A 14622-nucleotide genomic window follows, 5' to 3' on the forward strand; every position below is an offset into this window, starting at 1 on the left:
AAATATGAATTTCAAACCAAATTTTGTAAAATATTACGCGATAATTTATTGCCTTGCCTTCGTATTTTCCCTTAATTCCTGTGCAACTTATGATTTAAAGAAAGGTAAAAGCTTACAAATATCTTCCACAAAAACAGAGCTTACAAACGAAGATTATCGCGTTTTTTTGGTTGGTGATGTCGGAAATGCAGACGATCCACAAGCGCAGAAAACTTTAGATTTACTTCACACTAAACTAGATTCAGCCGATAAAAATTCAATTCTTATTTTTTTAGGAGATAATATTTATCCTTTAGGAATGCCTGCGGAAGACAGCAAAAGTTATCCATTAGCTAAAGAAAAACTGGAGAATCAGCTTAAAATAACTAAAAATTTTAAGGGCAAAACTTTATTTATTCCCGGAAATCATGATTGGTATCACGGACTTGAAGGTCTAAAAGCTCAAGAGAAATTTGTGGAAAATTACATGAAGGATAAAGATGCTTTTTTGCCAAATAATGGTTGCCCAATTGAAGATATAAATCTTTCTGACGACATCAAATTAATAGCAATCGACACAGAATGGTATTTAATAAACTGGAATAATCACCCAGAAATTAATAAAAAATGCAGAATAAAATCACGTGAAGATTTCTGGACAGAAGTTGAAGATTTAATTAAAAAAAATCAAAATAAAACCATTATTATTGCGCAACATCACCCAATTATCAGCACTGGAACTCATGCAGGCTATACTTCTTTAAAAGACAACATTTACCCATTCCGAAGCAAAATTCCTTTGCCAATAATTACTTTTGGTCTTAATATTTTAAGAACAGCTTCTGGTGCGAGTATTGAGGATTTGAATAATTTACACTATTCAGAATATACAAACCGCATGAAAAATCTGATTCAAAATAATGATAATATAATTGTAGTTTCTGGTCATGATCATAATTTGCAATACCACGAACAGGATGACATCAGACAAATAGTGAGTGGCGCAGGTTCAAAATCTGATCCTGCAACAATCGCAAAGCACACCGATCTTTCCTTTGGAAATAGTGGTTTTGTAGTAATGGATATTTTAAAAAGTGAAAAAATTACCGCAGAATATTTTAGCACAACCAATGCTAATTTAAAGTCACTTGCAAATATTGAAGTCCGTTCAGAAAAAAGTGAAAATACAAATACAAATTATTTTAATCAATTTCCAAAAACTATTAAAAGCAGTATTTACCCCAAAAAAATGACGGAGAAAGGATTTGTTTACCGTTTTTTACTAGGGGATCACTATAGAAAAGAATATGGGATTCAAATAGAAGTTCCTGTCGTGGATTTGCAAAATCTTAAAGGTGGTTTAAAGCCAATTCGTGCAGGCGGTGGACATCAATCCAATTCTCTAAGACTTATAAACCCTAATGGACAAGAATTTGCAATGCGTGCGATGAAAAAAAGCGCCGTTCGTTTTTTGAATACAGTTGCTTTTAAAAATTCAACTGTTGGAAATCAGTTTGACCAAACTTATGCAGAAGATTTTTTACTGGATTTTTACACGACAAGTCAACCTTACGCGCCATTTGCTATCGGAAATTTAGCAGAAAAACTCTACATTTATCATAATGATCCAAAGCTTTATTACGTACCGAAACAGCCAATTTTAGGGAAATATAATACCGATTATGGAAACGAGCTTTATATGATTGAAGAGCGGTTTTCCGATGATCCAGTAACTTTAAAAAAGTATAATGCAGATGATATTGCTAGTACAGATGATGTACTTAAAAATCTGCGAACATCTCCAAAATATGAAGTTGATGAAAAAACGTGGATCCGTGTGAGACTTTTTGATATGCTCATTGGAGATTGGGATCGGCACGAAGATCAATGGAAATGGCTTGAAAGGAAAAAAGATGGAAAAGTAATTTATGAACCGATTCCGCGCGATCGAGATCAAGCTTTCAGCAAATATGACGGTCTACTTTTCAGATTAATTATGAGTGATCCGGCGCTTCGACACATGCAAACTTTTAAAGAGAAAATACAAAATGTAAAATGGTTCAACCGTGAAGCCTACCCAATCGACCTTATTTTCACCAAAAATTCTAATCTTCAAGACTGGTTAAAAGAAGCTGATTTTATTATAGAAAATCTTTCGGATCAGGACATTGAATCTGCCTTCAATAATTTACCAAAAGAAGTAAATGATTCAAGCATTGACAAAATTAAAAGTATTTTGAAAATCCGTAAAACACAGTTAAAAGATTACGCTAAAATCTATTTTAATGTCCTTCAGAAAAAAATAGTTCTCACTGGAACAGAGAAAATTGATGATTTTAAAATAATTAAAAAAGAGAGAAAAATTGAAATATCACAATACTTCACCGATAAAAATGGAGATGAAAAATTAGTATTTCAAAATACTTATGATGAACGAAACACAAGAGAAATTTGGATTTATGGCTTAAATGAAGATGATATTTTTGATGTTCAAGGTTCCGGCAAATCAAAAATAACTATTAGACTTATTGGTGGACAAAATAATGATGTGTACAAAGTTGAAGATGGAAAACGGGTAAAAATTTATGATTTTAAATCATCAAATAATACTTATAAAGCAGATCGGAAAACTCAGCGAAATATCAGCGATAATTACGAAATCAATACTTACGATTATAAAAAACCAAAGTATAATTACTTCACTCAATATGGAAACTTTGGTTATCATCCTGATTTTGGTGTAAAAGTCGGTGTAACTTTCGATTACACCGTCAATAATTTTATTCTAAATCCTTATACCGAAAAACACAAGCTTAAAATTAATTATTATACTGAAACCGAAGGTTTTGATGTCATTTATAACGGAATTTTCAAAAAGGCAATTGGTAATTTTGATTTTAATATTGATGCACTTTATACAACGCCATTTTTCACTCAAAACTTTTTTGGTTTAAGTAATAAAAGCAGCTATGACAAAGAAATTCGCGAAGAAAGTTATAATCGCGTGCGAATTGAGCAGCTTCACTTTTCACCGTCTATTTCTGAAACTGGTTGGCTCAATTTTACCAATCTTTTCACGCTCAAATTTGAACATAATAAAGTGGACAGAACACCAAATCGTTTTGTTTCGGAACCTCTAAACATCAATCTTAATGCTTTTTCTACACAGAAATTTGCTTCAATGCGGTACCGATTATCTTATGAAAATTATAATAGTAAAAGCTTTCCAACTTTGGGAATGAATATGATTTTAGAATCTGAATGGAAAACAAATCTTGAAGAAACTCGTAAAAATTACTTTATGCTTTTCGGTCAATTAGACGTAATTCACCGCATTACCAATAACGAAAAATTAGTTTTTGCAAATGGTACGAAAATGCAATGGATTAATAATAATAATTTTGAATTTTACCAAGCATCCACAATTGGGGGAAGCAATGATTTGCGAGCTTATCGCGCAGAACGTTTTTCGGGAAAATCTTCCTTTTCAAACAGCAGTGATGTGCGTTTAAATTTAGGACAATTAAAGAATCCAATTTTACCTATAAACTACGGGATCTTTGGTGGTTACGATGTTGGTCGCGTTTGGAATAATGGAGAATTTTCCAAAAAATGGCATCAATCTGTCGGTGGTGGTTTATGGTTAAGTTTAGCAGAAAGTATAACCGGAAAAATAAATTTTTTCTATGGTTCAGACGGTACACTTTTTTCCTTTAATTTTGGTCTCAACTTCTAAATTATTCCAATTTAAACTGATATAAATTTCCAAAATCTTTATCCTTTCTTTCATCTGCGATTATAAGGGTTTTTTCGTCTTTAAAAGTTAAAGCTTCTTTCTGAGAGTCGTGGTTTAAAGATATTTTTTTAATTAATGTTTTAGTAAAATCTTCTGGTGAAAAACCACTTAAGATATAAAGATTTTTGTGAGCAAGCAAAATAATTTTATCTTCTTTACTATTAATTGTTGCAGAAGTAATTGCAGCTTCCGAGAAATTACCGTCAATTTTTAGTTTTCCAACTAATTTTGCGTCTCCCTCACCATTTTTATTGAGAACTTTATATACTAAAAATGTACCGTCAAAATTTTTGCTTCGGTTCTTAGTAAATAGATAAAAATTATTATCATAAACTACAAAAGCTTCACAATCGTACAGAAGATCAGATTTTTTTGGTGGAAATTTAGTTTGTTCCGGATAAAAAAAAGTGGTCGTCTGCAAAACTTCCGTTTCCGTTTGGGAGCTGTTCAATTTCACTTTATAAATTGCTAAATTTTGGCGCTCATTATCATTATTTCCAAAATCTCCGATGTAAGTAAAACCGTTTCGATCCTGAGTAATATCTTCCCAATCATTATTTACAGTATTTTTTACATCAATTTCCGAAATTATTTTAGCATTAAAATTCAGACCATAAACGGTGTTTGTATTGCCGTGATCTTGTATAATCCAATAATTTTTTTGATCTTCAGACAATGCAATACCAGAACTTTCTTTCAATATTTTAGGAAGTTTATGGAGTACTTCCAAAGTTCCAGTTTCAGAATTTGGAACCGGAATTTTATTTTGGGAGCAGCTTAAAATGGACATTAAACTAAAAAGAATGCAAGCTCTGATCATGATAGAATATTTAATAATAGAATTTTAAATATAAGAAAAATAGGCGGATTATTTTGAATGCTTTTGTTGTTGTTTATTATAGTTAGATCATTTGAATATTTTGCGACACTATAATTTACAGTCATTTGAGACAACAGCTTTCATCTCTATATTTTTCAATATTCTGATTCAAAAATCTGCTTTATTTTACATCATGAAGCACCGATTAATTACCGATTTTTCTAAAAAAAATTGATCACTTTTGAATTTTAAAGTAGATCCTAATTCTAAAAATCTATGTCCTAAATTCTTATCTTTGCAACATGGATTTAAAATACCTCGTTCGGGAACCCGAAAACATCAATTCAAAAACACCACTTCTCGTTCTTCTTCACGGGTACGGAAGCAATGAAGAAGACTTATTCAGTTTTATTCCTACTTTGCCCAAAGATTGGTTGATTGTAAGCTTCAGAGCACCTCTCGATACTACTTACGAAGGATTTTCCTGGTATGACATTGATTTAATGAATGAAGAAAACCGCATGGATATTCCGCAAGCTAAAAAATCAATGGAGGCTATTCTGGAAAGTATTATGAAAATCTCTAACCATTATGGTTTGACTGATAATGAAACGCATCTCGCCGGATTTTCACAGGGTGGAATTTTGAGTTATGCTTTGGCGCTTCATCATCCGGACCTCTTTTCGAAAGTTGCATGCATGAGTTGTTATCCCGAGGAAAAACTAATGGATCATATTGTTAAAGACAAAAAAAAATTGGAGCGTTTGCGTTTCTTTATTTCCCATGGAATCGACGATGCTGTAATTCCGTTGGATTGGGGAAAAAAAGGTGCAGAATTATTGTACGATCTGAGTTGTTATTTCAGCTTTCGAGAATACATGAGCGGACACGGAGTGAACCAAAAGAATTATATGGATTTGATGGATTTTTTCAAAAAATAAATTCGGAATATGAGTATTTTTGAAAACATTAAACTGTACTCTGTAATCTTTGTGATGATGTGTACCAACTTTCAAAGTCAAGTTCACTTAAAAATAACTTCTATTCCAAAAGGAACGCCAGAAAATACCAAAATTTTCATGGCAAATTCTTTAAATAACTGGAATCCCAATGATCCTAATTTTGAATTAAAAAAAGACAGTTCCGGAAATTACACTTTACAAATCCCCGAATATGAGGGAACTTTAGAATACAAATTTACTCAAGGTAATTGGGAAACAGCCGAAGGCGATGTAAACGGAAATAAATCAGAGAACAGAAAATTTCACTTCAATGGAAATCCACAAACTATTGAAAACCAAATTCTTTCCTGGGAACATGTTACTGTTAAACAAAATACCGCATCAAATAATGTGAAAATTTTAAGTGAAAATTTCAGTATTCCTCAACTGAAAACGACCCGCAGAATCTGGATTTATTTTCCGCCAGATTATTCCACTTCCAACAAAAAATATCCTGTCATTTATATGCAGGATGCCCAGAATTTATTTAATGATGCTAGTTCTTTTTCTGGCGAATGGAAGGTCGATGAAACCCTGAACCAATTATTTGCAGAAAGTAAACTTGATGCTATTGTTGTGGGAATTGAAAATGGTGGTGCTGAAAGGTTAAATGAATATTCACCCTGGAAAAACACAAAATACGGTGGTGGAAAAGGTGATTCTTACACCGAATTTCTGGCAAAAACTTTGAAACCCTACATTGATAAAACATACCGGACTTTACCACAGGCAAAAAACACAGCACTGATTGGAAGTTCGATGGGTGGCTTAATTTCGTTTTATGCAGGTTTAAAATATCCGGAGAAATTTGGAAAATTAGGAATCTTCAGTCCAAGTTTTTGGTTTGATTTTAAAGATCTAAATTTCTTTATTAATAAAAATTCTAAAAAACTAAAACATACTAAATTTTATTTTCTCAGCGGAACCAAAGAATCAGAAGATATGGTTTCGGACATTCAAAAGATAATTCCAATTTTAATTAAAAAAGGAGTACCGAAAGAAAATATCAAAACCAAATTTGATGAAGAAGGGACGCATTCTGAATCGTACTGGTCGCGAGAATTTGGAGCGGCTTATTTATGGTTATTTACAAAATAAAACTTATTTAAAGATAAATCAAAACCACAACAATCTATGGTTCAATAACCGTAGAATTCTTCACTTCTTTAATTATAAAAGAACTTTGCGTACTCGAAATATGTTGCAGATTCGTTAGTTTACTCACCATAAATTCACGGTATTCCTGAATGTCGCGAACGCAGATCTTCAAAATATAATCGTAATCACCCGAAACGTGAAAACATTCTAAGACTTCAGGAAACTGCGTAATTTCTTTTTCAAATTGCGAAATATACTCCTTCTTATGCTGCACCAACTTCACATGGCATAAAATGATGAAATTTTTCTGAATTTTTTCATGGTTCAGTAAGGCAACATATTTCTTAATGATCTGCTGTTTCTCTAATTTTTTAATTCGTTCAAAAACTGCAGTTACCGACAAATCCAGTTCTGAAGCTAGTTCTTTCGTGGTTTTCTTAGCATCATTTTGAAGCAGAATAAGGAGTTTTTTATCTTTTGAATCAAGCATCAGTAGAATTATTTTCGGTTTTGCTAAAGATTAATTTTCAAATATAAATTTTAAATTTAATAATATCAAATCCTTTAGATTTATTTTCTAAATACTTTCAGATATATTGTTTTAAAGTTTGAAATAAAAGATATTTATCAAAATATAAAACAAAACTCATGGAACAATTTAATGCCGCAAATAATATTCAGGATCTTCAATATTTTGGAGAATTTGGTGGAGTAAACCCCTCTATTTCAGACAGTTCAACGTACACTTTCCTTTCTGCAAAAACAATGTTTGATACTTTTGAAGGAAACACAGAAGGTTGCTATTTATATTCCCGCCATTCAACGCCGAGCAACCTTTACTTAAGCGAAGCTTTGGCACAAATGGAAGGTACAGAAAGTGCAAACGTAACCGCTTCCGGAATGGGTGCAATCACCTCTACCTTGCTTCAAATCTGCAAAGGTGGTGATCATATTATTTCAAGTCGAACTATTTATGGTGGAACTTATGCGTTCATGAAAAACTTTCTGCCCGGTTATAATATTAAAACTTCATTTGTTGACATTACCGATTTATCAGCAGTTGAAAAAGCCATTACTGAAAGTACGAAAGTTCTATTTTGCGAAACCGTAAGTAATCCACTTTTAGAAATTGCCGACCTTCGTGAACTTTCAAAATTGGCAAAAAAGCATAATTTGAAATTGATCGTTGACAATACTTTTTCTCCACTCTCCATTTCTCCCCAAACTTTAGGAACAGATATTACGATTCACAGTTTAACGAAATTCATCAATGGAAGTAGCGATGCAGTTGCAGGAGTTGTTTGTGCTTCTACTCAATTTATCAATGATTTAAAAGATGTAAATTCTGGAGCTTGTATGTTGCTTGGACCAACTTTGGACAGTTTTCGGGCGGCAAGTATTTTGAAAAATTTAAGAACCCTTCATATCAGAATGAAGAAACATAGCGAAAACGCACAATATTTGGCAGAACAATTTGAAAAAGATGGATTGTCTGTAAAATATCCAGGATTGCCAAGTCACAAACAACATGAACTTTTCAAAAGCATGATGAATGCAGAATACGGTTTTGGTGGTTTATTGACTTTGGACGTAAAAACTATGGAAAAAGCGAATGAACTAATGGAATTGATGCAGAAAGAAAACTTAGGTTATCTAGCGGTAAGTCTTGGTTTCTATAAAACATTATTCTCCTGTTCAGGAAGTTCAACTTCATCAGAAATACCGGAAGCTGAACAAAAAGAGATGGGACTATCGCAAGGTTTGATCCGGATGTCGGTTGGTTTAGATCATGACATTAAAAGGACTTATTCAAAAATGAAATGGTGCATGGAGCAGGTTGGAGTTTTGTAAAAATTTTTAGAAAATTTCTAAATGAAATAAATAATTGAAAAAGACTTCATAACGAAGTCTTTTTGTTTTTTGTCAAATTTGAAAACTTGCTAGTCAAAACTATTCGGATGTTTCTTTTGAATTTCTGAAACCGTTCCCAAGACTTTATCTTTTAAAGAATTCTGATAAATTTCTAATTTTTTTGAAACTTCTTCATCGGAACTTCCAATAATTTTTGCGGCTAAAATACCGGCATTCATTGCACCATTTAAAGCAACCGTCGCCACAGGAATTCCAGACGGCATCTGTAAGATGGAAAGCACAGAATCCCAACCATCGATTGAATTGGAGGATAAAATTGGAACGCCGATCACGGGTAAAGTAGTGCAACTTGCAACCATTCCAGGAAGATGGGCCGCTCCACCTGCGCCGGCAATAATCACTTTCAAACCACGGGATTTTGCAGTTTTTGCATAATCGAACATTCTTTCCGGAGTTCGGTGTGCAGAAACTACTGTTAATTCATAAGGAATTTGCAGAGATTTCAGAAAATCTGCTGCCTGTTCCATGATTGCCAAATCGCTCTGACTTCCCATTACTATTCCGACCATTTTAATATAAATTTTAAGGTTTAAAGTTAAGAAAATTTAGGTGTTTTGAAAGATTAACAACGATTTCCTTCAGAAAGAAAACTGTAATTCACTATTTTGATTTTTAGAAATCTGAAAGAAAATAAAACTTTGTTACTTTTTGGTTGAAAACTAAGAATCTGCAATCGAATTCGCGACCCAAAATCCTGTACTGAAACAAGCCTGCAAAAGATAACCGCCAGTTGGTGCTTCCCAGTCGATCATTTCTCCCGCGCAATACACATTGGGGAAATTTTTCAATTCTAAATTTGAATTTAAAGCCGAAAAAGCAACGCCGCCCGCAGTAGAAATCACCTCATCAATGGGTCTGTAACTTAAAACTTCAATCGGAAATTTCTTGATGGTTTTTGCGAGATTTTCGATATTAAGATAACTTTCCTTATCCAATGTTTTTAGAAGATTAATTGCGGTCGTAGGTAATTTTAAATTTCTTTTTAAAACCGAACTTATTTTTGCGGTTCCATTTAATTGTTCGAAAATTTCAACTTCTGATAAGTTGGGCTTTAAATCAATATTGATGGTTACAGGAAAATCATGTTTTCTTGTAAAACGGTTCATGTAATAAATAGGACTTCCTTCAATGCCGTATTTTGTAAAAACTACTTCGCCAATTTTTGAGTTCTCCTCAAAAGAAACTTTGATATTCTTTAAATATTGACCTTGTAATTGATGAAAGGGAACATCCGTATTGTAACCTGAATTAGCTGATTCTAAAGGTGTTATTTCAATGTTTTTCTGAGATAATGTTTCTACCCATTTTGCATCAGAACCGGTTTTTTTCCAAGAACCGCCGCCCATTGCCAGAATTAATTTTGAATATTTAATGGAAATATCTTCACCATTATTTTTTAGATAAACTTTAGAATCATCAAAATCTAGGAATGTATGCTCGTAATGAATGGTAACGCCGAGCTTCTCCAACTCATCTAGCCAAGCTTTTAAAACCTGAATTGGTTTAAAGTTTTTGGTGGGAAATATTTTACCTGAACTTCCGACATACGTTGTTATTCCCATATCTGAAAGCCATTGAATCACTTTTTGATTATCGAAAGTTTTTACAATTTCCTGAATCTCTTCAGCTTCATATTTTTTTACAAAAGATTCTAATTCTTCACTGTGCGTCAAATTAAATCCACCGTTTCCTGCGACTAAAAATTTTCTCGCGGCCGCTTTATTCTGCTCATAAACGTGAACTTTGAAACCTTTCAAAGCTAACTGTTGAGCTGCCATTAATCCAGCCGGACCTGCACCAATAATGATAATTTGATCTTCTTGCATAAGCTGCAAAAGTACGCATTTAGTTTTTCGGTTCAGATGATATCATGAACCTGCGTTTTAAACCAGGAAAATAGTAATTACCAAGAACGTACGAATTTTCTTTCAAAATATATTTTAACCTATTCCTGAATTCGTGACTGATTATTTCCAATTTTTAAAAGGTGAAAGCGTCAGATTTGAATTGTAATATTTTTCATCGCCAGTAACGTCTTCTCCAATCCAATTTGGAATACTGAACTTTTCATCTTCACTTTTCAGTTCAATTTCAGCAACGATCAATCCTTCATTCTTTCCTGAAAACACATCAACTTCCCAAATATGATTGTCAATAGAAATTTTATATCTGATTTTTGAAAGTTCAGAAATTGCAAATTGATCCAGCAATTCTTTGGCTTCTTCAAACGGAATTTCATATTCATATTCCGCTCTGGTTGCGCCAACCGAAATTCCTTTGATGGTTAGAAACCCTTTGTCCGAAGTTTGCCGAACGCGAATTGTTTTATGAGGATCAGTCAACAAATAACCTTGTCTGTAAAATTCTCCCACAGGTTTTTCTAATTGCTGCCATTGAGCGTGATCGACCACAAATTTTCTTTCTATTTCTACTCCCATCCTATCATTAATATATTTTTGAAACTTCTTTTTCTATGCATACAAATTACACAAAATGCACTAATATGTCCAACGTTATTTCAAATATTTCCAAAAGTCAGTGGTCATTGCATTCATAAAATCTACCTTTGCACCAGTCTAGAAATCAGTATTTTTTACCTGAATTCATCTCAAATCACGTCAACTTTCTATGTTCAAAGATTCCAAATTAGTTCTCGCCATCATCACCGTCGCTTTAGTTTGGGGTACGACTTTCCTGGGAATCCGAGTGGCAGTTGAAACAATTCCACCTTGGTTTGTCGCTGGAATTCGTCAGTTTTTAGCCGGAATTATATTATTACTCGTTCTTCTATTTTCCAAAAAACTAAAATGGATCGGCTGGAAAAATTTCTTGAACCAGATCATTCTCGCTTCTTTAATGTTGATCGTCGCAAATGGAATGACGACCGTTGCCGAAAAACATTTGACAAGCAGTTTAGCGTCTTTGATCAGTTCAACTTCTCCGCTTCTCGTTTTTCTTCTGAGTATCATATTCAGCATGCAAAAATTCAGCATTCGCGGTTTAGTCGGAGTTTTGATCGGCTTCTCGGGAATTTTACTGATTTTCAAAGATGGTTTAGAAGATCTCCTCAATTTGGAATATCGAATGGGAATTATTTTTATGTTTATAGCGATTTTTGGTTGGGCTTTCGGAACAATTTTCAGCAAAAAAAGCCATCAACAACCCCAAAACATTTCCTTAAATCTCTTTTATCAATTCAGTTTCGCTGGGATCGTTCAGATTATTTTCGGATTTCTTTTTTCTGATCAGATCAACTTTGCGATGTGGAGTTTCAAAAGCATGTTCGCAACTGTTTATCTCGCAATTTTCGGGTCTGTTATCGCATTCTTCGCCTTTCACTTTGCTTTGAAAAAAATTACGCCGACACAGATTTCCATCCTTTCTTATGTGAATACCATTATCGCGATTTTCCTGGGTTGGCTGATTCTCGACGAACCGATTTCCTTCACTTTTATCATGGCGACCGTCTTAATTATTTGTGGAGTTTTCATCACGAATTACAAACCGGGAATGTTTAAAAGAGTTTAAATTATTTTTTGGGCGCCTTCATCCATCTTCCACTCCCGCTTTTTTTATTCGCAGCTTCGACTTCGTTCAGCTACCAATAAAAAAGAGCTTCGTTCAAGCTGGGGCGCAATTATTTTCATTTTTCACAATTCTTTCAAATCAGCAAAATAATTTCTCTCCGAAAACTCAAAAAACACAATCCACATTTCACAATAAAACTTTAACGTCGTACCTTTGTTCCATGGAAATTTTAGATATTCTCATCATCGGAGCCGGTCCAATCGGACTAAACTGTGCTCTTGAAGCCCAAAAAAATAACCTCACTTATTTAATTATAGAAAAAGGAACCATCGTTAATTCGCTCTACAATTACCCTTTGTATATGCGGTTTTTTTCCACCGCCGAAAAACTCGAGATCGCTGAAATTCCTTTCATCACAACTGCTCCAAAACCTGGGCGACAAGATGCATTAGAATATTATCAGGGAATCGCACGGCAAAAAGAAATGCACCTTAATCTTTACGAAAAAGTTCTGAACGTTACCAAAACCAACGATATTTTTGAAATTGAAACTTCAAAATCAAAATATCTGGCAAAAAATGTAATTATTTCCACCGGATTTTATGACATTCCAAATATGATGAACGTTCCGGGCGAACACTTAGAAAAAGTAAAACACTATTATACCGAACCTTATCCTTACGCACAACAGAAAATTGTAGTCGTTGGTTCTAGCAATTCTGCAGTTGATGCAGCTTTAGAAACCTACAGAAAAGGTGCGGAAGTTACCATGATCATTCGTCATTCAGACATTTCAAAAAGTGTAAAATATTGGGTAAAACCTGATATTGAAAACCGTATTGCTGAAGGAAGTATTGCCGCACATTTTAATTCAGAATTGATCGAAATTAAAGAAAACTCCGTCCTTTTTAAAGATGAAAAAGGAGAAACTCACGAAATTGAAAACGATTTTGTTTTGGCAATGACGGGTTATCTTCCAGATTTTGATTTCTTGAGAAACACCGGAATCGATTTGCGGGGAGAACATTTAAATCCTTTCTACGATCCTGAAACAATGGAAACGAATATTCCAAATCTCTACTTAGCGGGAGTTGTTTGTGGTGGAAAAGACACGCATCTTTGGTTTATAGAAACCTCCAGAATTCATGCGGATATTATTATTAAGAATATTCTTAAATCAAAAACCACAAAAGGCACAAAAGTTTAAGAAACATTAACTTCTTTTTAAAGACAAAATAAGCATTCCGCACCTTTTTATCACTTTAAAAGGCATTCTTTAAACTCTTTCTTTTGTGACTTTTGTGGTTAATTTTTTTATAATTTAAGTTGATTATTTAAAAACTTGAAACCCGCTATTTAAGAAACGACTTTCACCAAAGATTTTATTGAAATCAATTGCTCCAGAAGTTCTTCCCGGGAATTCGCCAAAACATTGATATGTCCCATTTTTCTTCCGGGTTTTGTGTCGCCTTTTCCGTAGAGATGAACGTAAGTATTCGGCAATTTCAGAACTTCTTCTAAACCTTCATATTTTACTGTTCCGATGAAATTTTCTTCGCCAACCAAGTTCAGCATTCCTGAAAATCCTAAAGAGGAAGTATCGGCAAGCGGAAGATTTTTCAAAACACGGTAAACCTGTTCAAATTGGGAATTTGCATTTCCTTCCTGCGTTTGATGTCCGGAATTATGCAGGCGCGGCGCAGTTTCATTCACCCAAACTTTTCCGTCTTTATCAAGAAATAATTCGATGGCAAATAAACCTTCAGAATTGGCAGCATTCATAAATTTTTGTGCGATCTTGTCAATCTGAATTTGAATATCTTCAGAAATCTGAGTTGGCGAAATATTAAAATCGAGCAAATTTAATTTCGGGTCTGCAACCATTTCTGTGACAGGAAAACTTTTGATTTCACCACGTTTATTTTTAGCAATAATTAAAGACAGTTCTTTATCGATATCTACCAAATTTTCTAAAACTGAAGGTTCATCCCACATATTAATTAAATCATTTTCATCTTTAATAACTTGAACGCCTTTCCCGTCATAACCGCCGGTATTCAATTTCTGAACAAAAGGAAAACCGATGACAATTTCTTCTTCTCTCGACAGAATAATCTGAAAATTTGGGCTAGGAATTTGGAACTCATCATAAAACTGTTTCTGCAAAATTTTCTGCTGAATAATTTTAATGATCTTAGAATTTGGAATTACCTTTACTCCCTGATTTTCAAGCGCTTCCAAACCCTCAACATTGACATGCTCAATTTCAATAGAAACCACGTCTTTGTCTTTTCCAAAATCGATAACATCTTGTTTATCGTTGAAATTTCCTTGAGTGAAATAAGAAATATTTGCGCAGGAACAATCTGCATTGGGATCGAGCGTATAAAATTCGTCATCATATTTCAAAGCTTCCTGAATTAACATTCGCCCCAATTGTCCGCCGCCTAAAATTCCAATTTTCATAT

The 14622-nt window shown here is 33.6% G+C and carries 12 protein-coding genes; 6 read left to right on the top strand and 6 right to left on the bottom strand.

Translation table 11 applies throughout. From position 1 onward, the window contains the following. Positions 1-4 precede the first annotated feature (4 nt). Complete coding sequence (locus tag OA86_RS11795; protein WP_039353459.1) at positions 5-3715, top strand: metallophosphoesterase; 3711 nt, start codon at positions 5-7, stop codon at positions 3713-3715. A gap of 1 nt (position 3716) precedes the next feature. Here OA86_RS11795 and OA86_RS11800 read toward each other — a convergent pair whose 3' ends face one another. Beyond that, positions 3717-4595 (bottom strand): YjiK family protein, encoded by an 879-nt coding sequence (locus OA86_RS11800; RefSeq protein ID WP_039353462.1) that lies wholly within the window; start codon positions 4593-4595, stop codon positions 3717-3719. A gap of 302 nt (positions 4596-4897) precedes the next feature. Between OA86_RS11800 and OA86_RS11805 the strand changes: the two genes are divergently transcribed. Both OA86_RS11805 and OA86_RS11810 read left to right on the top strand, forming a co-directional pair. Continuing rightward, positions 4898-5536 (top strand): alpha/beta hydrolase, encoded by a 639-nt coding sequence (locus OA86_RS11805; RefSeq protein WP_039353465.1) that lies wholly within the window; start codon positions 4898-4900, stop codon positions 5534-5536. Between the two features lie 9 nt (positions 5537-5545). After that, complete coding sequence (locus OA86_RS11810; RefSeq protein ID WP_039353468.1) at positions 5546-6694, top strand: alpha/beta hydrolase; 1149 nt, start codon at positions 5546-5548, stop codon at positions 6692-6694. A gap of 34 nt (positions 6695-6728) precedes the next feature. Here the strand turns inward: OA86_RS11810 and OA86_RS11815 are convergent, their stop codons facing one another. Next, a complete protein-coding gene (locus OA86_RS11815; RefSeq protein WP_039353471.1) occupies positions 6729-7187 on the bottom strand; it encodes an Lrp/AsnC family transcriptional regulator in 459 nt (152 codons plus the stop codon). Positions 7188-7342: 155 nt separating this feature from the next. Here OA86_RS11815 and OA86_RS11820 point away from each other — a divergent pair, with 155 nt between their 5' ends. Next, the gene (locus tag OA86_RS11820; RefSeq protein ID WP_039353474.1) at positions 7343-8545 is read left to right on the top strand and encodes an aminotransferase class I/II-fold pyridoxal phosphate-dependent enzyme; all 1203 of its coding nucleotides are present in this window, start codon (positions 7343-7345) and stop codon (positions 8543-8545) included. Between the two features lie 89 nt (positions 8546-8634). Here OA86_RS11820 and purE read toward each other — a convergent pair whose 3' ends face one another. From purE to OA86_RS11835, 3 genes are all read right to left on the bottom strand, one after another. After that, positions 8635-9135, bottom strand: coding sequence for a 5-(carboxyamino)imidazole ribonucleotide mutase (gene purE / locus OA86_RS11825; protein ID WP_039353476.1), 501 nt, complete (start codon positions 9133-9135; stop codon positions 8635-8637). Positions 9136-9285: 150 nt separating this feature from the next. Further along, positions 9286-10452 carry a BaiN/RdsA family NAD(P)/FAD-dependent oxidoreductase gene (locus tag OA86_RS11830; RefSeq protein WP_039353480.1) on the bottom strand — a complete coding sequence of 389 codons (1167 nt, stop codon included), beginning with the start codon at positions 10450-10452 and terminating at the stop codon, positions 9286-9288. Between the two features lie 141 nt (positions 10453-10593). Beyond that, positions 10594-11064 (bottom strand): CYTH domain-containing protein, encoded by a 471-nt coding sequence (locus tag OA86_RS11835; RefSeq protein ID WP_039353482.1) that lies wholly within the window; start codon positions 11062-11064, stop codon positions 10594-10596. Positions 11065-11254: 190 nt separating this feature from the next. Between OA86_RS11835 and OA86_RS11840 the strand changes: the two genes are divergently transcribed. Both OA86_RS11840 and OA86_RS11845 read left to right on the top strand, forming a co-directional pair. Further along, positions 11255-12154 carry a DMT family transporter gene (locus tag OA86_RS11840; protein ID WP_039353485.1) on the top strand — a complete coding sequence of 300 codons (900 nt, stop codon included), beginning with the start codon at positions 11255-11257 and terminating at the stop codon, positions 12152-12154. Between the two features lie 220 nt (positions 12155-12374). Next, positions 12375-13361, top strand: coding sequence for a YpdA family putative bacillithiol disulfide reductase (locus OA86_RS11845; RefSeq protein WP_039353489.1), 987 nt, complete (start codon positions 12375-12377; stop codon positions 13359-13361). 149 nt (positions 13362-13510) lie between these two features. Here OA86_RS11845 and OA86_RS11850 read toward each other — a convergent pair whose 3' ends face one another. Continuing rightward, positions 13511-14620, bottom strand: a complete 1110-nt coding sequence (locus tag OA86_RS11850) for a 5-(carboxyamino)imidazole ribonucleotide synthase (RefSeq protein WP_039353491.1) — start codon at positions 14618-14620, stop codon at positions 13511-13513. Positions 14621-14622 lie beyond the last annotated feature (2 nt).

This window comes from Kaistella jeonii, assembly GCF_000812865.1.
Taxonomy (GTDB): domain Bacteria; phylum Bacteroidota; class Bacteroidia; order Flavobacteriales; family Weeksellaceae; genus Kaistella; species Kaistella jeonii.

Coding starts and splice junctions, on each gene's coding strand:
- OA86_RS11850 (WP_039353491.1), bottom strand. CDS start 14,620: ATGAAAATTGGAATTTTAGGCGGCGGACAATTGGGGCGAATGTTAATT.
- OA86_RS11800 (WP_039353462.1), bottom strand. CDS start 4,595: ATGATCAGAGCTTGCATTCTTTTTAGTTTAATGTCCATTTTAAGCTGC.
- OA86_RS11830 (WP_039353480.1), bottom strand. CDS start 10,452: ATGCAAGAAGATCAAATTATCATTATTGGTGCAGGTCCGGCTGGATTA.
- OA86_RS11840 (WP_039353485.1), top strand. CDS start 11,255: ATGTTCAAAGATTCCAAATTAGTTCTCGCCATCATCACCGTCGCTTTA.
- purE (WP_039353476.1), bottom strand. CDS start 9,135: ATGGTCGGAATAGTAATGGGAAGTCAGAGCGATTTGGCAATCATGGAA.
- OA86_RS11835 (WP_039353482.1), bottom strand. CDS start 11,064: ATGGGAGTAGAAATAGAAAGAAAATTTGTGGTCGATCACGCTCAATGG.
- OA86_RS11820 (WP_039353474.1), top strand. CDS start 7,343: ATGGAACAATTTAATGCCGCAAATAATATTCAGGATCTTCAATATTTT.
- OA86_RS11845 (WP_039353489.1), top strand. CDS start 12,375: ATGGAAATTTTAGATATTCTCATCATCGGAGCCGGTCCAATCGGACTA.
- OA86_RS11810 (WP_039353468.1), top strand. CDS start 5,546: ATGAGTATTTTTGAAAACATTAAACTGTACTCTGTAATCTTTGTGATG.
- OA86_RS11805 (WP_039353465.1), top strand. CDS start 4,898: ATGGATTTAAAATACCTCGTTCGGGAACCCGAAAACATCAATTCAAAA.
- OA86_RS11795 (WP_039353459.1), top strand. CDS start 5: ATGAATTTCAAACCAAATTTTGTAAAATATTACGCGATAATTTATTGC.